General features: G+C 58.1%; 17 protein-coding genes and 6 pseudogenes. 8 read left to right on the plus strand and 15 right to left on the minus strand.

Features of this window, described 5'->3' with window-relative positions; translation table 11 throughout:
* Nucleotides 1–89 precede the first annotated feature (89 nt).
* Nucleotides 90–2,300, minus strand: a pseudogene (locus tag ACPYOP_RS21115) (Tn3 family transposase); the annotation flags it as partial.
* 12 nt (nt 2,301–2,312) lie between these two features.
* The gene (locus ACPYOP_RS21120; protein WP_481412271.1) at nt 2,313–2,942 is read right to left on the minus strand and encodes a DUF4158 domain-containing protein; all 630 of its coding nucleotides are present in this window, start codon (nt 2,940–2,942) and stop codon (nt 2,313–2,315) included.
* Nucleotides 2,943–3,070: 128 nt separating this feature from the next.
* On the opposite strand from ACPYOP_RS21120, the gene ACPYOP_RS21125 reads away from it, so the two are divergent.
* The gene (locus tag ACPYOP_RS21125; protein ID WP_481412272.1) at nt 3,071–3,409 is read left to right on the plus strand and encodes a recombinase family protein; all 339 of its coding nucleotides are present in this window, start codon (nt 3,071–3,073) and stop codon (nt 3,407–3,409) included.
* 424 nt (nt 3,410–3,833) lie between these two features.
* The gene (locus tag ACPYOP_RS21130) at nt 3,834–4,106 is read left to right on the plus strand and encodes a YunG family protein (protein ID WP_481412273.1); all 273 of its coding nucleotides are present in this window, start codon (nt 3,834–3,836) and stop codon (nt 4,104–4,106) included.
* Between the two features lie 52 nt (nt 4,107–4,158).
* On the opposite strand, the gene ACPYOP_RS21135 is transcribed toward ACPYOP_RS21130, so the two are convergent.
* Both ACPYOP_RS21135 and ACPYOP_RS21140 read right to left on the minus strand, forming a co-directional pair.
* Nucleotides 4,159–4,935, minus strand: coding sequence for a PhzF family phenazine biosynthesis protein (locus ACPYOP_RS21135; protein WP_481412274.1), 777 nt, complete (start codon nt 4,933–4,935; stop codon nt 4,159–4,161).
* A 22-nt stretch (nt 4,936–4,957) separates the two neighbouring features.
* The gene (locus ACPYOP_RS21140; RefSeq protein ID WP_481412275.1) at nt 4,958–5,401 is read right to left on the minus strand and encodes a LysE family transporter; all 444 of its coding nucleotides are present in this window, start codon (nt 5,399–5,401) and stop codon (nt 4,958–4,960) included.
* A gap of 119 nt (nt 5,402–5,520) precedes the next feature.
* On the opposite strand from ACPYOP_RS21140, the pseudogene ACPYOP_RS21145 reads away from it, so the two are divergent.
* Nucleotides 5,521–6,023, plus strand: a pseudogene (locus ACPYOP_RS21145) (Lrp/AsnC family transcriptional regulator).
* Between the two features lie 58 nt (nt 6,024–6,081).
* On the opposite strand, the gene ACPYOP_RS21150 reads toward ACPYOP_RS21145, so the two are convergent.
* From ACPYOP_RS21150 to ACPYOP_RS21170, 5 genes are all read right to left on the minus strand, one after another.
* Nucleotides 6,082–6,306, minus strand: coding sequence for a hypothetical protein (locus ACPYOP_RS21150; RefSeq protein ID WP_481412276.1), 225 nt, complete (start codon nt 6,304–6,306; stop codon nt 6,082–6,084).
* Between the two features lie 20 nt (nt 6,307–6,326).
* Nucleotides 6,327–6,770 (minus strand): hypothetical protein, encoded by a 444-nt coding sequence (locus ACPYOP_RS21155; RefSeq protein WP_481412277.1) that lies wholly within the window; start codon nt 6,768–6,770, stop codon nt 6,327–6,329.
* Nucleotides 6,763–7,338, minus strand: a complete 576-nt coding sequence (locus ACPYOP_RS21160; RefSeq protein WP_481412278.1) for a recombinase family protein — start codon at nt 7,336–7,338, stop codon at nt 6,763–6,765. Before ACPYOP_RS21160 ends, ACPYOP_RS21155 begins: the two co-directional genes overlap by 8 nt.
* 106 nt (nt 7,339–7,444) lie before the next feature.
* Nucleotides 7,445–7,786, minus strand: coding sequence for a hypothetical protein (locus tag ACPYOP_RS21165; RefSeq protein ID WP_481412279.1), 342 nt, complete (start codon nt 7,784–7,786; stop codon nt 7,445–7,447).
* A 407-nt stretch (nt 7,787–8,193) separates the two neighbouring features.
* Nucleotides 8,194–8,832: a glutathione S-transferase family protein gene (locus ACPYOP_RS21170; protein WP_481412280.1), complete on the minus strand. Its 639-nt coding sequence runs from the start codon at nt 8,830–8,832 to the stop codon at nt 8,194–8,196.
* 149 nt (nt 8,833–8,981) lie between these two features.
* Here ACPYOP_RS21170 and ACPYOP_RS21175 point away from each other — a divergent pair, with 149 nt between their 5' ends.
* From ACPYOP_RS21175 to ACPYOP_RS21195, 5 genes and pseudogenes are all read left to right on the plus strand, one after another.
* A complete protein-coding gene (locus tag ACPYOP_RS21175; RefSeq protein WP_481412281.1) occupies nt 8,982–9,413 on the plus strand; it encodes an aminotransferase class V-fold PLP-dependent enzyme in 432 nt (143 codons plus the stop codon).
* Nucleotides 9,364–10,165: pseudogene (locus ACPYOP_RS21180) on the plus strand (aminotransferase class V-fold PLP-dependent enzyme). The gene ACPYOP_RS21175 and the pseudogene ACPYOP_RS21180 overlap by 50 nt, the downstream one beginning before the upstream one ends.
* Nucleotides 10,166–10,365: 200 nt before the next feature.
* A pseudogene (locus ACPYOP_RS21185) lies at nt 10,366–10,917 on the plus strand (low temperature requirement protein A); the annotation flags it as partial.
* An 85-nt stretch (nt 10,918–11,002) separates the two neighbouring features.
* The gene (locus ACPYOP_RS21190) at nt 11,003–11,275 is read left to right on the plus strand and encodes a hypothetical protein (RefSeq protein WP_481412282.1); all 273 of its coding nucleotides are present in this window, start codon (nt 11,003–11,005) and stop codon (nt 11,273–11,275) included.
* Between the two features lie 49 nt (nt 11,276–11,324).
* Nucleotides 11,325–12,205: pseudogene (locus ACPYOP_RS21195) on the plus strand (DUF924 family protein).
* Nucleotides 12,206–12,302: 97 nt separating this feature from the next.
* Here ACPYOP_RS21195 and ACPYOP_RS21200 read toward each other — a convergent pair.
* From ACPYOP_RS21200 to ACPYOP_RS21225, 6 genes and pseudogenes are all read right to left on the minus strand, one after another.
* Nucleotides 12,303–14,453: a xanthine dehydrogenase family protein molybdopterin-binding subunit gene (locus ACPYOP_RS21200; RefSeq protein ID WP_481412283.1), complete on the minus strand. Its 2,151-nt coding sequence runs from the start codon at nt 14,451–14,453 to the stop codon at nt 12,303–12,305.
* Complete coding sequence (locus ACPYOP_RS21205; protein ID WP_481412284.1) at nt 14,450–14,920, minus strand: (2Fe-2S)-binding protein; 471 nt, start codon at nt 14,918–14,920, stop codon at nt 14,450–14,452. Before ACPYOP_RS21205 ends, ACPYOP_RS21200 begins: the two co-directional genes overlap by 4 nt.
* A gap of 33 nt (nt 14,921–14,953) precedes the next feature.
* Nucleotides 14,954–15,544, minus strand: a complete 591-nt coding sequence (locus ACPYOP_RS21210; RefSeq protein WP_481412285.1) for a hypothetical protein — start codon at nt 15,542–15,544, stop codon at nt 14,954–14,956.
* A 440-nt stretch (nt 15,545–15,984) separates the two neighbouring features.
* Nucleotides 15,985–16,321, minus strand: a pseudogene (locus ACPYOP_RS21215) (IS30 family transposase); the annotation flags it as partial.
* Between the two features lie 696 nt (nt 16,322–17,017).
* Nucleotides 17,018–18,175, minus strand: a complete 1,158-nt coding sequence (locus ACPYOP_RS21220; RefSeq protein ID WP_481412286.1) for an ABC transporter permease — start codon at nt 18,173–18,175, stop codon at nt 17,018–17,020.
* A complete protein-coding gene (locus ACPYOP_RS21225) occupies nt 18,172–19,389 on the minus strand; it encodes an ABC transporter permease (protein WP_481412287.1) in 1,218 nt (405 codons plus the stop codon). Before ACPYOP_RS21225 ends, ACPYOP_RS21220 begins: the two co-directional genes overlap by 4 nt.
* Nucleotide 19,390: the final 1 nt, after the last annotated feature.

The following is a 19,390-nucleotide window of genomic DNA, read 5'->3' on the forward strand; positions in this document are numbered from 1 at the left end:
CTGGCGGACAGTTGGAGCGGCATGAGTCCATCGGCGTCGAGTTCGATGCCGTCTGACCAGACATAATCTCCGGTGAGGTTGATCCGGTCCTAGCCCAATGGGGAAAGTTGGGAAAGGAGCGCGGGATTGAGTGTTATTCCGCGCTTTCGCAGTTCGGCCACTGCGCGGTCGAGATAGCGGCAGTTGAACAGGATAATCGCAGCGGTAACGAGATTAAGGGCAGCTGCCCGCATCTGCTGATTTTCGAGGCCGCGATCTCGAAAGCGGCCAAGCCGGTGAAACGCAACCGCGCGCGCCAGGCTGTTGCGTGCTTCACCCTTGTTGAGTTCGCCAGTGACGAGCTGGCGGAGAGCTGGGTCCTGGAACCATCGCAGCGTAAACAGCGTGCGCTCGATGCGACCGACCTCGCGGAGTGCAGCGGCAAGGCCATTCTGTTGCCGGTAGGCGGACAGCTTCTTCAGGATGAGCGATGGCGTGACGGTCCTGTCGCGCATCGCCGCGATAACGCGCTGAAAGTCGGGCCAGTGATTGACGATCAGATTGCGGTTGAGCCTGTGCCCAAACAGCGGCGCGAGGCGACCGTAGCGCTTGGGAGCCTCGAAGGCGTAAAGGCGTCGATCGGAGAGGCGCGGAATGCGCGGCTCGAATTCGAGCCCGAGCAGGTGCATGACTGCGAACACGATATCGGAGACGCCGCCGCCATCGACGTGAAGCGCAGAGAGATTGGCGCTGCTTTCGTGACCGAGGATGCCATCGAGCGCGTGGATCGCTTCGCCGGCAGTGCCCGCGATCACGGTTTGATGAAGCGGTGCGTAACGGTCAGTGATGGTGGTGTAGATTTTGACGATCGGGTCGCGACCGTAATGCGCGTTGACCAGTCCGCCCGCCTCGCCGGCACCGCCAAGATAATAAGCCTGGCCATCGGCGGAGGCGCGCCAGCCCTCCCCGAACCATGAAGCCATCGGCTCGGCGTGTATGGCGTCGGTCAGACAGCCGAGGGCAGCGCCGAATGTGTCTTCGCGCATGTGCCAGGTTTGCATGCGCAGGAGCGCGCGGCGCGATGCCACGCCGCAGACTTCGGCCATGCGGGAGAGGCCAAGGTTCGTGGCTCCCGCGATCAGCGCGGCGAGGAAGGTCCGCTCGTCACCGGGGGGAAGCCCAGTCGAGACATGCCCAAAATGGCCGATGAAGCCGGTCCAGCGCTCGACCTGCGACAAGACATCAGTGATGCGCGTCGTCGGCACAAGACCGTAGCAGCTCAGGGCAAGCCGCCTGCCATCGTCACGTTCGGCAAGATCGGTCTTCGGTTCTTTCGGAAAGCGCAGGCGGTCGCCGGTGAACAGCGCAGGATCGCCGTTGGGCAGACCTCGCGATACACCAAGCAGCGAGGCGTCGAGTTCGGCCGCTCGCGCGTCGAGCCACGCATTGGGATCGGAAATCTGGATCTGCGACGGGGCCGCGTCCGCACTCGGTGAGAGCAGCGTATCCAGCGAGCGGTGCAGTCGAGAAGTTGGCACCCAGATATCGCCCGCCGCAAGTGCGCCAGCCAACTCGGAATAGGTCGCCAGTTCCCAATAGGTGCGGTCGATCTTGCCGTTTGTGACGACGTATCGCTGCCAGCGCCGCTCGATATGCCCGAGCGGCACGCCGTCAGGGAGCGGTGTTCGCCAATCACCGTCGAGTTCAGCCAGGATCATCATCGCCGCACGCAGCGGCGCGGTGCTCTTACGGCCCTCGAACGCAAATGCCTCCAAAAAGCGCGGCGCCGCCCGCTTGAAAGTCCGATATTCCGGCGCAATCTCGCTGATCGCGTTGTCTCTCCCCGGCCTCGTCGTTCGCCGAATGAGAGCGGCGTCTGCATCGATAGTGTCCAGCGAGGCTACCGCCGCGACCGCTGCGGCGATATCGCCGCCGACGCGCGCTGCCTTGCTGACTACCTCCAGCACCTCAGCGACGCGGATCAGCCGATCACGACCCTGGTCGGCAGAAGCCGCGATCGTTTGTTCGAGCCGCTTGCGGGCGCGTAAATGCGCCCGTCCAATTAAAGAACCGAACATGCCAATTCCCGCGTCGGTCAGCGTGGCCTCGAATTCGCGCAGCGTCGCGACGAGGATGACACGTCGTCGCCCGGGCCCCATCTGCTGGAAAGCCTGCGCGGTGTAGCGTGCACCTTCGCGCGCGAATTGCTCCATTCGGGGTTCGTATCGTCTGTCGATGACGACGGCGCGCGCGCCGGTGCCGTAAACGAGTGCGATCCTGTCGAGAATGCCGATTAGCGAAGCTGAGGCGACGCGCGGGACTGGTTCGCGTAGCTAGGAGATTCGGCTTTGGCGGTCATGCGTTTTCTCGGCGATAAGTGCGTCCAGTCGGCTGCGGGTTGCGGTGTCGAGACGATCGTCGATATCGGCGATAATCCGACTTTCGGCCACGTGCATCGCCTCGGCGGCCATGCGCTCGACGACGCTGATACCGGGGATGACGATCTTGCAGTTGCGCAACTCGTCGAGGAACCTGCCCAACAGAACACGTCCGTCGATCAGGCCGACAGCTTCCAGTTCCAACCACGCGCTAAGCGTTGCGCGCATTTGCTTGGTGAGATCGACGAAACCGAACCGCGCCTTGATCGTAAGAAGCTGATCGTAGCGTGTGGGCGTTCGCCGGGCAAAGCCGGCGATAACCTCGGCATCGACACCGATCTGCTCGGCGATATGATCGAGCATGACAGCAGGAAGCATCTCACCACGCCGAAGGTGGCGACCGGGATAGCGCAGGCAGCAGAGCTGTAATGCGTAGCCAAGCCGAGTCTCGGGCGTGCGGGCGCCGTTGATGGCATCGAGGTCGCTAGCGTCTAGGCTGTGATAGCGAACGACCATCGCCTCGTCGTCGGGCAGCGCCAACATGGCGTCGCGCTGAGGACCGGTCATCGAAATCCGTGCGGGCATGGGTCATCCCTTCAAAAACCACTTGCCTTTCGGTATAGCTTTGCAAGAGGATTGTGAAAGGCGGAAAGCCGCAATCGGCCATCATGGTCGTTTGGCTTCCACAGACGGCCGTTTGCGAAAGGACCGAATTGAGCGCCGCACCCTATCTCATCGGCTATGCCCGCGTATCGAAGGGCGACGACCAGTCGAACGCTGCGCAGCTGCGCGCGCTCAAGGTCGCGGGTTGCAATCGCGTGTTCGAGGAATCCGCCAGCGGCGGGCGATGGGATCGGCCGAAGCTGCACGAGATGATTGACTGGCGGCAGCATCGTACTCACATTCGATGGTCGTCGTGGGGTGCCGCGCTGGTGCAGGCGTTGTATAAAGCCCAAAACGGAATCGCGATGGCGACGGTGCGGTTTGCACGGGGCAAAATTGCTCGTTGGGACACGATAGAGAACGCTGACGGTCGAAATGAGAATAACTGAATCATCTCGCGTGCGAGGCACGCAATTGAAGAGTATTTTACTTATTTTGCTGTTTTCCTCTACCGCGCCTGGTTTCGCAAACGACCCAGTCTACGAGTCCTTGTTAGTTAGACCCGCGACAACGACAGAGCAGCGTTGCCGCAATTCCTTCCTTCAGCTTGAGCTCGATATATTGGAACGAGGAAGACTAGACTTCCGCTCGGTAACGGATATCCGATCCGAAATCGACGCTGTCGGCAAATTGGTCAAAAGCGGCTGCAATCCAAAGTACTTGAGCGATCTAAGGTTCTGTATCCCCCAAGATAATGTATCATCCCGGAGCAGTGAACTAGCGACCCATCTAGCCACTTGCCTCCGAAATCTCGAAGATCGCGGTGTTCGTGCAGGCCAATAGTCGCATAACTCCCGGAGAACGCATCATTGTTTGTGTGACCGTTTTTGGATTGCACAATCCAAAAGCGGTCCCCTGTCATTACAGCTACGAGGACGGATAGGCGGTGAAATTGTGAAAACCGATGTCAATGGAGCGTGGCACTTCTACAACCTCATAGATGATGAGCGCCATGATTTCTCCGCCGGTCAGTTTCCCGAGGCGGTGTCTTATGCCGATCTGCCTTCTGGTCGGGATGAAGCATTTTCCGATATATCTTACGGGCAATACCGGACTTTGCGCGATCGGTCGTCGCAGAAATCCTGAAACATGTTACGTCACATATGTTTGTCGCAGGTGACGGGATTTTCGCGACAGGCTAGAAGTTTACTGTACCCTTTAGATAGGTGACGGCCGTTCCGACCCGATCGCCATCCAATTCGCATGAAAGCCGCCCGCCACGACGCGAGCATTGGAAGGCCGAAAGCCAATCCTTGCCGAGCTTTCGAGCCCAATAGGGAGCGAGCGTCGAATGGGTGGAGCCCGTCACCGGATCTTCTGGCACGCCCGCGCCCGGCGCGAAATGGCGGGACACGAAATCATGCTCGCTCCCCCGCGCGGTAATGGCGAGGCTCAAGGGGTGAAGCCTTGCGATCTTTACCAGATCCGGCACGAAATCACGTACTGCCCGTTCGTCGGCAAGCTCCACGAACCAGCTCCGGGCTGTGCGGAAAACGGCGATGCCGGGACCTCCGATGATCTCCATGATGATAGTCGGTGCGTCCGACACCAACTCCGGGGGGAGACTTGGCAGATCGAGGGCGTATCCGTCTGGATGACAGCTCACCCGCAGCGGCCCCGCACGCGTGGCGAACAGGAAGTCGCCCCCGATGCCTCTTTCCGCCGCCAGCACATGAGCGGCCGCCAGTGTCCCATGCCCGCAAAAACTCGTCTCCATGGTTGGCGTGAACCAGCGCAGTTCCCAATCAGGGCCAGCAGGCCGTGCAAATGCGGTGATGGCGATGTTGTTTTCCTCCGCGATCGCGAGCATGTCGCGATCGGTAAGCCAGTCATCAAGGATGAGGACGGCGGCAGGGTTCCCGGTAAAGGGCTGCGATGCGAAGGCATCGACCTGATAGAATGGAATTTGGCGCAAGTCCGTTGTCCTCTCTTTGCTCCTATTGTGGCCGTTGCGACAGAGCCAGGCGCACGCCGAATCCGATCAGCGCCAGCGCCTTGGGATTGAGCAGGTTGGTCAGCAGTCCCCGGCGCATGGAAATCCCCCAGGGCCGGCCGCTGTCGCTCGGCGGGATGGATGCCCCTTCGGGTGAAAGCGAATGCGCCCGCAATAGGCCGACGCCGATCCATATGAGATAGGCCGCGCCGACCAGGCGCACGACTTCAAAGGCTGCCGGTGCTGTTCTCAGCAGCGTTGCCAGCCCTATTGCTGCAAGAGACACATGGGCGGCGCGGGCAAGGCCGACCGCGACGGCAAGGGCATGTGATCGTCCCCGGAGCGCACTGGTTTGCAGGATCAGCACCATGTCCGGCCCCGGAACCAGATAGGCGATAGCGAGCGCACCGACGAAAATCCAGAGATCGGCCATGCTCCCACGCTCCACGGTTCTTTTCCTGACTGGACCGTAGCGTGGCGGGCACCGGCATGTCCTTGCGAACTCTACCTCGATTCCGGGTGAAATTGGCGTATCGTGCCAACAAAGAGCCTCGAACACCGGAAAGGATGCCAAGATTGAAGCTCGACGCCATCGACCGCCGCATACTGGCTGCTTTGCAGCGAGACGCCCGTCTGACCAACGTGCAACTAGCGGAAGAAGTCGGCCTTTCGCCGTCGCCGTGCCTGCGCCGGGTGCGGATTCTTGAAACGGCCGGCGTGATCGGTGGCTATCACGCGACCCTCGATCGCGGTGGCCTCGGACTTGGCCTGACCGTGTTCGTCGGGGTCAAGGTCGAGCGTCACCGTGACGAACCGGCAGCGGCTTTCAGAGAGGTCGTGCAGGCGTTGCCCGAGGTGTGTCCTGCCATCTGGTATCGGGTGAGGCCGACTTTTTGTTGCAGGTCGTCGTTCCCGATCTCGCGGCCTATGAGCGCTTTCTGCTTGAAACCCTGCTCAAGCTGCCCGGGGTCAGCGACATTCGCAGCAATTTCGCGATTCAGACCGTGAAATCTCAAGCCCCGCTTCCTCTCGATCATCTTCCGAATGCGGATATGTCGCGGAAATCCTGACTTTTGCCGCGAAAGTAAGCGAGGGCGGCAGCGGGGGCTTCCAACTTCGTCGTCGGTTCTAAGATGGTCGCTTGTCCTTTAGGTCGTCGAGGTCAGGATATTGCCGGTAAACGACGTCGAGAACGTTGAGATCAATGCTGCCGATCAAAATTCCAAGCGCCTTCCTAATATCGACAGTCTCCACCTCGCCGCATAATAAAAAAATATCGTGCAGGCTTCGTATGGCGGCCAGGCACTGAACCTTGACGATTTCGGCGGTCTCGCGTTTCATTTTCTCGTCCATTAATGCTGAGTTTCGCGGAATCACGAGGCCGACATCGGCCAGCGCCCCGCCGATGATTGTGCCAGCCTGCCGGCAAGGCGCTGAGAAATGGTAAGCGTGCCTGTTTCTGGTTTACCAAAACGCAGTCTTACACGCGGGCGGAAGATACCTTCCTTTCGCATGAAACCGATTTGCTCCCATGGCACGAAGAAGGGTCGGCAGAATGGCCCGAAAATTCTCCAGAAGCCGAGGCCTACTCGTATTCCGGAAGGACAAATATCGATCGTCAGAATACCATTCATGTGCACCCCTCCAAGAAAGGTGCCCATGACGCCCGATCTGCTTATCAGATGCAGAGACGGCTTCTCTTCGCGATCTGGATATCGCCACATCAGCTGATACCAGCCGGATAGTAGGTTCAAAAAAGTCGTCACTCCCAGCCAAATGCAAGGAACCATGATCATGAGTTTCACATGATCAGACATCGGCTTCGTTCGCTCCTATGGAGTGACGCAGCACCCTATAGATTGTTGCCAGATGCACACCGAGGACCTTGGCAACCTGACGCGCAGATTGCCCCTCATCGAGGAGTTTGTGGCCCAGAGCGATCTGCTCGCCCTTGAGTGCCAGCGGTCGACCGAAGCGCACGCCCTTCTGTTTTGCCGACGATCGACCGGCACTGGTGCGCTGATGTATGAGGGCGCGCTCGAATTCGGCGATGCCTGCGAACACTGTCAGCACCATGCGCCCCGCCGGCGAGGTCGTATCGGCCCAAGGCTCAGCGAGGGAGCGGAGCCCGGCCTTCCGCTCATTGAGCTGTTCGGCGATGTCGAGAAGGTTCTTGGTCGACCGCGCCAGGCGGTCGAGCCTGGTGATCATCACGACATCCCCTTCGCGCAGATGGTCGATCATGCGCACCAATTCGGGCCGATCGCGCTTCGCTCCGGAGATCTTCTCTTCGTAGATTTTCGTGCAGGCAGCCCCCGCGAGCGTGGCGCGCTGCTGGCTCAAATCCTGGTCGTCGGTCGAGACGCGGGCATAGCCGATCAGCATGAGCAAATCCGTCGCATAAATCGTTCGCAAAACAATACTTTTGCAACCGACTTTTGCAACGAGAATTGTGCTGCGATTTCGGGAGGCGCGCACCGTGTCGCGAAATTCAGGAATTAGGCGACATATGCCAACCGTCGAAATATGCGCGACTGGCTGGCCCCATGAGTTGCCGGCTAGCCTCACCGGCCTCGGTGCATGAAATGTTTTCAAGGAAGCAAGTGCAGAGCGCATTTGCCAGCGGGTTACGGTCGTCAGTATCAGATGCAACGATCCCTTCGATAGTCCGAAAGAGGGCCGCTTTGTCGGACGAGGCTAAATCGACTGAATTTTGACGATAGAAGTCGCTAAACTCCGCGCAAATGCCGTGCGGTGTGAAGCTGCCATCACCGGCTATGTAATAGGAATCGATGAGTGCTGCGCTGAACGTGGGAAACAGGCGTTCAAGCATTCCGCGCAACTCCATAGCTGTCGTTATCATCAAGGTCATTTCAGCGCTATTGTCGCAATATTCCCGATTAATGTTTGGATTTTGCGTCTGAGTTTTGCAACACAAAGGCGCTATCGCCAACGAAGAACATTCATATTCTGCATTTGTTCGTCAAGTTGGCCGAAATCGCAGCCTCGGGCCGACTGGGCCCCTATTGGGCTCGAAAGCTCGGCAAGGATTGGCTTTCGGCCTTCCAATGCTCGCGTCGTGGCGGGCGGCTTTCATGCGAATTGGATGGCGATCGGGTCGGAACGGCCGTCACCTATCTAAAGGGTACAGTAAACTTCTAGCCTGTCGCGAAAATCCCGTCACCTGCGACAAACATATGTGACGTAACATGTTTCAGGATTTTTGCGACATGGCGTGCGCTACTTGGTGGGGCGCGTGATCCAAATGCTTTCCCGACTGCCTATGCGGTGCCACCATCCTGCAAGATTTTCCTTTTTGGAGAACATCTCCTGCCCCTCGGGCACCATCAGGAAATAATCGAGCATTGGTGCGACATGGAGATCGGCCAGCGTGAGATGGTCCCCGCCGAGCCAAGCGCCATCTCCCAAGAAGTCCGAAAGCGATTCCAAACATACCGAGGCTTTCGCACGGGCTGTCGCTACACGGGTTTCGTCAGCCGGTTCGCCCTTCGCTGCCTTCGAGACGAGTTCAACATACATTCCCCATACGAGATGAGGGTAAATATAGCCATCGGCAATGCTGATGATTTGATTCACACGAGCCCGCTGCTTCGGTTCCGAAGGTTGGAGCGATGCTCCCTGAAAAGCTTCATCAACATAGCGGGTAATTGCTCCAGTCTCATACAAGCGGAAACCATCGTGCTCGAACGCTGGAATTTTTCCGAACGGCTGCCTCTCAAGATAGCTCCGTGCCGCACCGTCTGACGCAAAGATGTCGACAGGGATCAGATCATAATCGACACCTTTCTCGTGGAGAGCGAGACGTGAGATGCGCACATAGACGCTATAGTCAGCGCCGAACAACTGCGGCTTGCTCATTCAATCTCCCAAGGCCGATCCGTCGCGAAATTCCCGAAACTCGCGACAATTCAACATTGTTACCACGACGGCGGAAGCGGTGGCACGGTTAAACGGTAGCTTGTCCTTTTCGAAGAAACGCCGGCAAATCTCCACCGGAGGGAACTTTCATGATCGACATTGATGGCGTGCGGGTGGATACACCTACCTGCAACGACATTCTGCACTTCAACAATGCCGGCTCGTCGCTAATGCCAAGGCCGGTCTTTGAGGCACTCTCCGGTGCTCTTGCTCTGGAATATGCATTTGGCGGATATGAAGCTGAACGGCGCTTGGGCGACGACCTGAAAGCCTTCTACTCCGAATTCGCTGCCTTGCTGAACGCCAAGCCTGAAGAGATTGCGTTTGTCGAGAATGCAACGCGCGCCTGGGAGATGGCCTTTTATGGCCTGCCACTGCAGCCGGGTGACCGCGTCATTACCCACGCTTCGGAGTATGCGTCAAACTATCTGGCTCTGCTGCAACAGGCCAAAAGGGGAGGCATTTTCATAGATGTCGTGCCATCTGACGCAGTTTGGCCAGGTGGATGTTGCTGCGCTTGAAAAGCTGATCACCTCGGACACGAAGCTGATCGCAATTACCCATGTGCCGACGCAAGGCGGGTTGGTGAATCCAGCGGCGGAGATCGGCAAGATTGCACGCCGGCATGGCGTTACGTATCTTCTGGATGCCTGCCAATCCGTTGGACAAATGGACGTCGACGTGCAGGCAATCGGATGCGACATTCTCTCAGGCACCGGGCGAAAGTTTCTGCGCGGCCCCCGAGGCACCGGGTTTCTTTATGTTCGAAAGGAAATCGCCGAGACGATCGAGCCACCATTTATCGACCTTTTGTCGGCTACGTGGACAAAGCCGAACGGCTACGAGCTTGCGCACGGGGCCAAGCGCTTCGAGAACTTCGAGAGCTATGTAGCAGGTCGCGTTGGATTGATGGCGGCGGTTCGTTACGCGCGCCATTGGCCTCAAGGCGATCGAGCAGCGCGTCTCCGTCCTCGCTGACACCCTTCGCTCTGAATTGGTCTCTATCGACGGCGTGAGTGTTCATGACCTCGGCCAGATCAAGTGTGGCATTGTCACGTTCGAAAAGGCTGGAATTCAAGCTGCTGAGATCGCCGGCAGACTGCGCGCACAGCACATCAACGTATCCGTCTCGATTCTTCCTTATGCGCGGCTCGATCTAGGCCAACGAGGATTGACCTCACTGGTTCGAGCTTCGGTACACTATTTCAATACCGACGAAGAGATCGGGCGTTTCGTTGATGCGATCGGCGAGATGTCCCAATCTTCGCGCTAGAGTCAGGGGCTAAACGAACGGCGGGTTTCGAGGGCAGCGGGATCGAGGCAAACGGTTGCATTAAGGGTCGGGAGCTGCCTGGCGGCTTTGGCCTCATTCAAATTTGAGCCTACCGTGAATCTGTGTCCGAATAATGCACAGGGGCCGAGACCCCGCGCATTCGCGCGCTGCTCTTCGCGGTGATGCTGGCCTGCCTCGTCATGGCCGCCGCCATTCCCGGGGCCTTTGGTGAAAGGGGGCCCGTCTTCGCGCTTGCCTATATCGCGATCCAGGTAGGGCGAACAGCCTATATCGTCCTCGAACTTGGCAAGGACTATCCGCTCGCCGCCAACTACCGCCGCATGCTCGGTTGGCTCATGATCGCGGCTGTGTTCTGGGTCTCCGGCGCCTTCATGGAAGGCTGGTCTCGCGCTCCGCTGTGGGCGGTCGCGGTGCTGTGCGAATACATCTCGCCGATGTTCGGCTTCGCGCTTCCCGGCCTCGGCCGCTCGCGAACCAGCGATTGGACCATCGAGGGCGGGCATCTCGCCGAACGCTGCCAGCTCTTCGTGATCGTCGCGCTCGGCGAGACCGTGCTCGCCACCGGCGCGACACTTGGCCGAGCAGAAAGCTGGGACGGAGCCATTCTATCCGGGCTATTCGCCACCTTCCTCAGCACGCTCGCCATGTGGTGGCTGTATTTCGGGACGTCGAGCGAGGAGGCGACCCAGACCATCACGCGCTCCGACGATCCGGGGCGCATCGGCGCATATTTCCACTATCTCCACGCTATCCTGGTCGCCGGCATCATCGCCACCGCTGTCGGCAACGTGCGTGCTCGCCCATCCGCACGACGCCGTGAAGGCCTCCTATGCGCTGATCCTGTCCACCGGACCGGCGATCTACTTGCTTGGCAGCGCCATCTACAAGAAGGTGGTCTACGGCGTCATGCCCGCCTCGCATATCACCGGCGTGGTCGTGCTGGCGGCGCTGATTCCGCTCTCATCCCAGGTGGACCTGCTCACCGTCGGCTGGTTGACCACCATTGTCATGCTGGCGGTGAGCCTCTGGGAAGGACGTCTGCTAGGCAAACGCCGCGCTGACCGGGACGATCGGCAGATGACGCATTGAGATGGAGAGTGTCATGCGCACTCATGCGACCGCGGCAGGTCCGCCAGCCATGCCAGCGGATGCGAGCGCCGTCATCTCGTTCTGGGCAGCTTCGTCGGCGCGCTGGTTCGACAAGGATGTCGGCTTCGATCATGCATTCCGCGAGCGTTTCCTCGATCTGCATATAGACGTTGCCGCACGGAAGCATGACGGCTGGATGGCGTCCTCCTACGGCGCGCTCGCCCTCCTGATCCTGACCCACCAGTTCCGCTCAACGCCTTTCGTGTCACCGGCCACATGTACGCTACCGATCCGTTGGCCCGACTCTATGTCCGGCAGACGCTCGGAGCAGGACATATGGACAATGTCGAGCCGGAAATGCGCGTGTTCTTCTGCCTCCCTTTCGCGCATTCGGAAGGCATGGCTGATCAGGGGATACCCGTACGCCTGAACGGGCAACTTGGTCAGCCCTGGCTCGACCATGCGCAAGATCACCGCGACATTATCTGCCGTTTCGGGCGGTTTCTGCACCGCAATCCGATGCTCGGCCGCATCACATCGCCTCGCAGATCTATAACAAGGAGCACCTCAATCAGGTCGATATCGGCGGAAACCTGTACCAGAACGCCCCGACCATCATCGGGGTCAATCAAGTTGTCTCCAGTCGATCAGGGCATGCTGCCCTGGGACATCTTCAACGGAATCTTCGCCGGAGCTGGCGGACCGTTTGCCGTTGGCATAAAATCTCCGGGGAAACCTGAAACGCCCACGGGTAGCAAGGGAGGATCGGCAGGCGGCGGCGTGGGTGATGCTACAAAGGGAGTGCTGACAAAAGCTGATTTTCCGGAAGTCGGTACAACCATCAGCCAAAAACAAAATCGCCATATTGAAGGGCTACAATGCCAAGCGGCTGCACTCGGTCCTTGGCTACAGATCGCCAACAGAATTTGAAACCCAACTTGCCCAACAGGCGGCTTAGTTTGAAGCGCCTCGCTGGTCCAGCCCCAAGGGTTCACTCCAGGGGCTTTTGACAAGGCAAAGGCTGATATTAGCTGACTCTGATAGGTAAATTTCGGATAGGCCTCCCTGTGGCTGCGAACACCGCATTCGTGATTGCAGGGACAATGCAGGCGGTTCCAGCTTCACCAATACCCCCGGAGACTTCCATGCTTTGCACCAAATGTACATCAATCCTCGGCATTTCATCCATCCGCAAAACTGGATAATCGTCAAAGTTACCCTGTTCGACACTGCCGTTCTTGAAATTGATAACGCCGTAAAGAGCAGCACTAATGCCAAAAACAATGCCGCCTTCAACCTGGGCGACGACGGTGTCGGGATTAATAATCAGGCCGCAATCAACCGCACAAATTACACGCAACACGCGGACCACACCTTCAGGAGTAACCTCCACTTCTGCTATCTGGGCCATATACCCACCCCAACTGGGCATGACGGCAACACCGCGTCCACGACCGGCCGTCATTGCGCCCCCCCATCCAGCCCGCTCGGCAGCCAGATTGAGTACCGCTAGAGCTCGAGGCTCATGAGCTATTAGACTCCTGCGATACACAACAGGATCCTGCTGTACAGCGGCAGCTAGCTCATCGATAAAACTTTCAACTACGAATGCATTGCGTGCCGGGCCAACTCCGCGCCACCAGGTTGTTGAAACACCGGGCGACTCGTGGCGCTTAAACTCGACTCGTATGGCAGCAGGTGCGTAAAGCAGTTCCGTTGCTCCTTCGACCGCATCGGGATCTACTCCTTTCGTCTGCTCCAGAAGCGTTGGGACAAGACGGGCGAGAAACGATGAACCTGTTATCCGGTGTGTCCAAGCGATGGGCTTGCCTGTACTATCCAGCCCAGCTTCGATCCGATCAACATAGTGTGGGCGGTACATATCGTGTCGGATATCGTCCTCCCGGCTCCAGACCAATTTAACAGGACCGTCAACATGGCGCGCAATGGAAACAGCCTGCGCAACATAGTCGACCTCGCTGCGCCTGCCGAAGCCGCCGCCGAGATAGTAACCGTGTACCGTCACCGCTGCGATCGGCAGACCAGTCAATTTAGCCGCCACCGCCTGGACACGGCCTGGTGCCTGGGTGCCAATCCAGACGTCGCAGGCATCTTGCCTCACATGGACTGTACAATTCATCGGCTCCATCGTCGCGTGGGCGAGGAACGGCTGGTGGTAAACTGCTTCGATCCGATGTGCTGCACCGGCGAGAGCCTTCTCTACATCGCCTTCATGGCGTGCGACAGCTCCCGACTGCAGCGACGCGTCGACAATCTCCTGAATAAGGGTTGCACTGTCGATTTTAGCATTCGGCCCATCGTCCCATTGAACGTCCAACGCCATTACGCCTTTACGGGCAGCGCCCGTGTGATCAGCAATGACCACAATTGCGTCGTCGAGCTTGATCACCTGCCGCACTCCATTGACCGCCAATGCCGCCTTTTCATTGAACGCATTGGGCTTGCCTCCTGAGACCGGAGACATGGCAACGGCAGCGATTTTCAGACCTGGCAATTGGACGTCCAGGCCAAATTGAGCGCGGCCGTTGATCTTATCTGGCGTATCAATACGTTTGGCTTTCGTGCCAATCAGGATGAAGTCTTTCGGATCCTTTAGTTTGACGGTTTCTGGCAAAGGCACAGTATTCGTTGCAGCCTTGCCAGCGAGAACACCATATTCGAGACTACGCCCGGAAGCGGCATGATGCACCATGCCACGTTCGGCCCGGCAGGCACTCGCGTCCACGCCCCATTCCTGGGCCGCCGCCGCAACCAGCATCGTGCGTGTCGCTGCACCAGCCTGACGCAATATTGGCGCCCAGGCCCGGATCGATGTCGAACCTGCAGTGATCTGTTCTTGGATCATCGGATTGATATAGCTCTCGGCTGGTGGTGCTGGTTCCAGCTTGACCTGATCCAGCCCGATCTCCAATTCTTCAGCCAGCAGCATGGCCTGACCCGTGTAAATACCTTGCCCCATCTCGACCATCGGCATCACCAAGGTAGTCATCCCTTGAGGATCAATCCGGATAAAGGCATTTGGAGAAAAACCGGCTGGCCCTGCAGCTTCCTGCCCTCCCAAGGGCAACCGGAAGCCCAGCAGAAATCCCGCGCTCGCGCTTGCCCTGAGGAAAGTGCGTCGGTCAATGCGCGGCAAAGACAATTCACATATCATCATCTCTCTCCCCTTCCGGCCTGTGCAGCAAGGTGGATTGCAGCACGAATGCGTTGATAAGTACCGCAACGGCAAATATTGCCAGACATTGCGGCATCAATATCCTTGTCGTCAGGAACAGGCGTCGTTGCCAAGAGCGCCGCAGCCTGCATGATTTGCCCGGATTGACAGTAACCACATTGTACCACCTCGAGATCGAGCCAGGCTCGCTGCAGTGCTTTTCCCTGTGGCGTCTGGTGGATTGACTCAATGGTGGTAATCTCGGACCCGGGGAGGCTGTCCACCGTGGCGACACAGGATCGCATTGCTGCACCATTGACATGAACGGTGCACGCACCACATAGCGCCGCACCGCAGCCGAACTTGGTACCTGTTAATCCAAGCAAGTCACGCAGGACCCACAGCAGTGACGTGTCGCCGTCAACATCGACATAATGAGCGGTACCGTTGATCTTGAGAGTAAACGTCATGGCTGCCTCGCGGGTGGCTGGTTTAAAAAAATGCTATGGAGTTGGTACTTTTGGGCAGGGACCTCTAGCCTCGACCCACTTTTGGAGATCGCTAACAAATTGACCGTGCGAAATAGCCGGGGTGCTCCGCTCCGCTCCTGGGTTCCAGGCCCAAAGTACCAATGGATCGGAGCTCATATGCTCTATGATCTTTTCCAGCGTCTCTCGGCCGCCGTTTCGGGCGGGATCCTTGATCGCTTCGCAAATCTGAGCCTTGGTCAGTCCCTCCCAGGACATACTTATCGGCGCCAGATGCCAGTTTGGAGCGCCTGGCACCTTGCCGTCAATGGAGTTTGCGACCTGATGACAAGCCGAACATTGCAATGACGGAACACCGCGCCCGTCCGATCCACGCAGCACGTGCTGAATATGGCGGATCGCAGTATCCTTCTGACGTGGAAAGTTGATCTGATGACAGTTGCTGCAGCGTGGCCCCATCAGTACGCTTGCAATCGGCTCGAACAGTTGCGTATCGGTCGAAACAATCTGAGTGTTATTGTTGGATTGCGCTCCACCTACCACGTTCAAGAGAACAGTGCTAACCGTGATAACGGAGCTGAGAATGACCAGCCCGGTACGATTCATGCAAGCCTCCTACTAGGGGGTTTGGGACAAGAGCAGTTCAAAATCCTGCGCTAAGCTGGCACAAAGCATGCACATCAAGCGGCTATTTGAACGGTCAGGAAATAGCTGAAGCCTGTAGGAGGCTCGCGACAGACTCGTGATCATTTTCCCTCCATGAAAGATATGTCGCACTCCACGCAGACCCATCGCCTTCGAGTTGGAGAAGGGCAACGGACCGGTCAGTGACACTAGAGCGAGCCGACCAACTGTGGCAGCTACCATTCGGTAGCACTGCGGCTTCACAGGGGTTGGAACAAAAACTGTTCCCGCGGGCACGTGGCCTTTATCAACCAAAGACAGTGAAATCCTCGTGATCCAGCATCATTCATGAGATTCTTTAGGCAGTCTTGAAGGAGATGGCATGAAAGAGGCCGCGTCCGCTGAGAGAGATGATGGCAGATTCAACCGGTCGTCGCAACACGCTCGATTATATCCTGATTGGATAATTGGTCGAGAGGCTCCGCAGGTGCGCGCCAGCCCAGCGTTTTGCGGGGCCCGGTGTTCAGAGCATGCGCGATAGTGCTGAGTTCATCAGTCCCGTGCCTTTCGGAAAGTACTGGCGCAGCAAGCCATTGGTGCTTTCGTTGCTTCCACGCTGCCAAGGGCTTTGAGGGTCGCAGAAGTAGATATCGAGGCCAGTTTCGATCCGAAGCTATGCATGCTGAGCCATCTCGGCACCCTGATCCCAGGTCAAGATCTACGAAGATGTGCGGGCAGATCCATGATCGTTTCTGCGATGGCGCGCGATTGCTCTGGATGTCGGCAACGGCCTGGACGATCTCACCATAGACTACAGCTTTAACCTCGATTGTTCCCAGTTGCCCTGATTGGCGCGATGGATTTTCTGTCGCGACGCGTCCCCAAAGTTTGAGAGTGCATTCGGCGCCTGCATCGCGGCAAACAAAGGCTTTCGCGCCCGCCAACGGAGCGGTGAACCGCCATGCTTTCGACGTGAACGCGAAACTTGGAATCATCGAAGACATGGGGAAGCATCGCAACGCTCGAGACTGTTTCGGACACAATCCCGGGGTGCATCTGGGAAAAATCCATATGCATTGCCAATTCCCGCTGCGTCTCTCCGAAATGATGAACGATAGCGTGGCCGATGTTTGGACAAGTAATTGACTGAAACATGGAGCGCGTTCCTTTGTGATCGTCGTACAATCCGTCAGCGCCGCATCGGATCAGATTTGCAACCTTGCTGTTTGCTGATTCGTAGGAATGCAGGCAGCTGTTACAAAGGATCTTCGTTTATTTTTCAGCCCGCTTCATTTGGGAGAAGACGTCCACGGCTCCGTTGAGGTGAGTTTTTCAGGCCTGACAGTTCGGATGCACGTCGATTTGCTGGCGCCCAATGTTGATCTCCTTGTAAGCGATCAGCCCTTGGCCTGCTCGGCGCTGGCTGGGGTTGCGGAGGGTAGGGCAAATGCTTCATTAACTCTGGTCAGGGGGCCAACGCCGCCTGCTCCTACTTTCGAGCAGAATGGCGATCACGATATAGACGGCCGCCAATATCCACAGCGTCAGAAACGCGCGGCGAACATAGGGGAGGGGAGCGCCGAGCTGGGAGACGGCAACGATTCCGTTGATGGCCGAGGTGCTCGGCAAAACCATCGCAATGGCGTGCAGGAAGGGCGGCATTGCCTCTGTCGGCCATGAAAAGCCGGCGAGGAAGAGAAAGGGGATGCCAAGCGCCGCGGACACAAGCTGCACCGTCAGGGGGCTGCGGAAGAGGCTGGCGATAACCAGTCCCAGAGCGCTGACGGAAAGCACGAAGGGAAGCGCGAAAGTGAAGATCGAAAGCGGCGTGCCGAGGCGGGGAATATTATAAAGATAAGGGATCACGATCAAGTAGAAGGGTACGACGGCGGCTTCAAGGATCAGACAAGCAAGCAGCTTTCCGGCAACGACCGAAATCGATCCGATCGAAGATGCAGGCCCGGTTCTGAGTGCATCGTTGCGGTAGGTGCCGAGCAGCCCGACGCCGATAAGCAGCGTCTGCTGCATGATGAGCACGAAGGCGGCCGGCAGTATATAGGTCGCATATCCTCCTTGCGGATTGAACAGCGGCATAGCTGTCAAGGGCATGGGGTCCGAGGCTGCGGCAGCAATTCTGGGATCAACCTTGGCGGCAATTAGCCTTGCCGTTTCGACCTCTGCTCCCATGGTTTTTGCTACGGCGGTGACGCCGCCGAATATGCGTTGATAGATCAGGAAATAGCTGGCATCGGCATAAAGCGCGACAGGCGACTGTCGATTATGCAGCAGGTCGCGCTCGAAATATTGGGGGATGACAAGAATGCCGCAGAGATCGCGGGCATGGACTTCGCGCTCGGCGCTCGCCTGATCCGGAAGCACGGCGGCGACAGCAATATCGGCCGATGCATCGACCCGCCGCGCAAGTTCGCGGCTGCTGTCTGTATCGTCGAGATCAACGACGGCAATCGGTACATGGCGCAGGGCTTCCGTGCGATAGGGCTGCGGATAGAAGGCGGCATAGATGATGTTGGCAACAACCAGGACCGAAAAGGCAGGTTTCAGCGTGAGTATGCGGCCAAGCTCTATACGGCAGATGGTGAGAACTGACTTCATCCTGCGACTCTCCCGCCTGCGATCGTTTGCTCCATCTGGCGCTGTCGCCGTGCCCGGATCACTTCCAGCCGCAATGCCGTCAGGCCCGCAAGCAGAAGCACCATGAAGAGCAAAACGGCAATCGGCTTCCAGGAGAGATCAAGCGGCGTGCCGCGGATAGTCTGGTCGATGCGCGCCATCAGATACCAGGTTCCGGGAATGATCTGTCCCCAATAATAGGCAAAATCATTCATGCCGATGCGTGGAAAGCCTATGCCCATGAAACCAAAGGCTGGCGCCATCAACAGCGTTCCGATGCTGATTGCGCTCGCCATCGGCCGAAGCAGTAAAGCCAGCAGCACTCCGATGAACTGGTCGGCAAGAATAAACAGGATGCCGGCCAGCACGAGGAGATAGCGATCGCCGCGAAGCGGCATGTCTAAGAAGCCGAAAAGAACCCAATCGGCCATGCCGAGCACCACGAGAAAGAGAAGTGTATAGGGCAGGATCTTTCCCGCCATCGCTGGCCACAATCCCCCGCCGAGCCGCGACAACAGGCGCAGGCGATGCGTGGTTTCGACATCGAGCCCTACGGTATAGGCCATTGTCGTCACGATGATGACCTGCAACACACTCGGCAACAGAGCGGCGAGTAGGAAATGCGCATAGTTGAGCGTCGGGTTGAAGAGCGGATTGACCTGCACAGGTATGGGCGCAAGCGCTCCTTCGGCGGCGTCGATGGGTTGGCCTTCAGCCATTCTAAGCGACAGGCGGATGCCGGCCGCGATCGAGGGAACCGCGGCGCTGACGCCACGCAGCGTCAAATTGCCCGTCGTCAGCGTCTGGGCGTTGTAGAAGAAGACGACTTCAGGGCGACGACCGGAAAAGACATCGCGCTGAAGATGGATCGGCAGCATCAACAGGCCGTGCACCTCGCCGGACAGGATCAGTCGCTTGCCCTCCGTGAGGTCGCTCACATTGCGAAAGACGGCCGTGTCCGGTGTTGCGTCAACCGTGCGGATGATCGTTCGCGAGAGATCGGTGTTGTCGAGATCGAGCACGGCAATCGGCAGCCTGGTGGCGAGTCCGGCACTGAAAACGGCTGCCAGCACACCCATCAGGAGAAGAGGTAGAATGGTCGTGAGAAACAGCAGGAAAGGACGGCGCCAGAGACGATCGAATTCCCTTCTGAAAACCGTCATGAAGCCGGGGCGCAGTCGCCCTTTCGCCATCATA

The organism is Rhizobium sp. KNZ2-6A, from assembly GCF_056755475.1.

Coding starts and splice junctions, on each gene's coding strand:
- ACPYOP_RS21165 (WP_481412279.1), bottom strand. CDS start 7,786: ATGCTTGAACGCCTGTTTCCCACGTTCAGCGCAGCACTCATCGATTCC.
- ACPYOP_RS21150 (WP_481412276.1), bottom strand. CDS start 6,306: ATGGACGAGAAAATGAAACGCGAGACCGCCGAAATCGTCAAGGTTCAG.
- ACPYOP_RS21160 (WP_481412278.1), bottom strand. CDS start 7,338: ATGCTGATCGGCTATGCCCGCGTCTCGACCGACGACCAGGATTTGAGC.
- ACPYOP_RS21205 (WP_481412284.1), bottom strand. CDS start 14,920: ATGACGTTTACTCTCAAGATCAACGGTACCGCTCATTATGTCGATGTT.
- ACPYOP_RS21175 (WP_481412281.1), top strand. CDS start 8,982: ATGATCGACATTGATGGCGTGCGGGTGGATACACCTACCTGCAACGAC.
- ACPYOP_RS21210 (WP_481412285.1), bottom strand. CDS start 15,544: ATGAATCGTACCGGGCTGGTCATTCTCAGCTCCGTTATCACGGTTAGC.
- ACPYOP_RS21220 (WP_481412286.1), bottom strand. CDS start 18,175: ATGAAGTCAGTTCTCACCATCTGCCGTATAGAGCTTGGCCGCATACTC.
- ACPYOP_RS21225 (WP_481412287.1), bottom strand. CDS start 19,389: ATGATGGCGAAAGGGCGACTGCGCCCCGGCTTCATGACGGTTTTCAGA.
- ACPYOP_RS21120 (WP_481412271.1), bottom strand. CDS start 2,942: ATGCCCGCACGGATTTCGATGACCGGTCCTCAGCGCGACGCCATGTTG.
- ACPYOP_RS21200 (WP_481412283.1), bottom strand. CDS start 14,453: ATGATGATATGTGAATTGTCTTTGCCGCGCATTGACCGACGCACTTTC.
- ACPYOP_RS21170 (WP_481412280.1), bottom strand. CDS start 8,832: ATGAGCAAGCCGCAGTTGTTCGGCGCTGACTATAGCGTCTATGTGCGC.
- ACPYOP_RS21155 (WP_481412277.1), bottom strand. CDS start 6,770: ATGTCTGATCATGTGAAACTCATGATCATGGTTCCTTGCATTTGGCTG.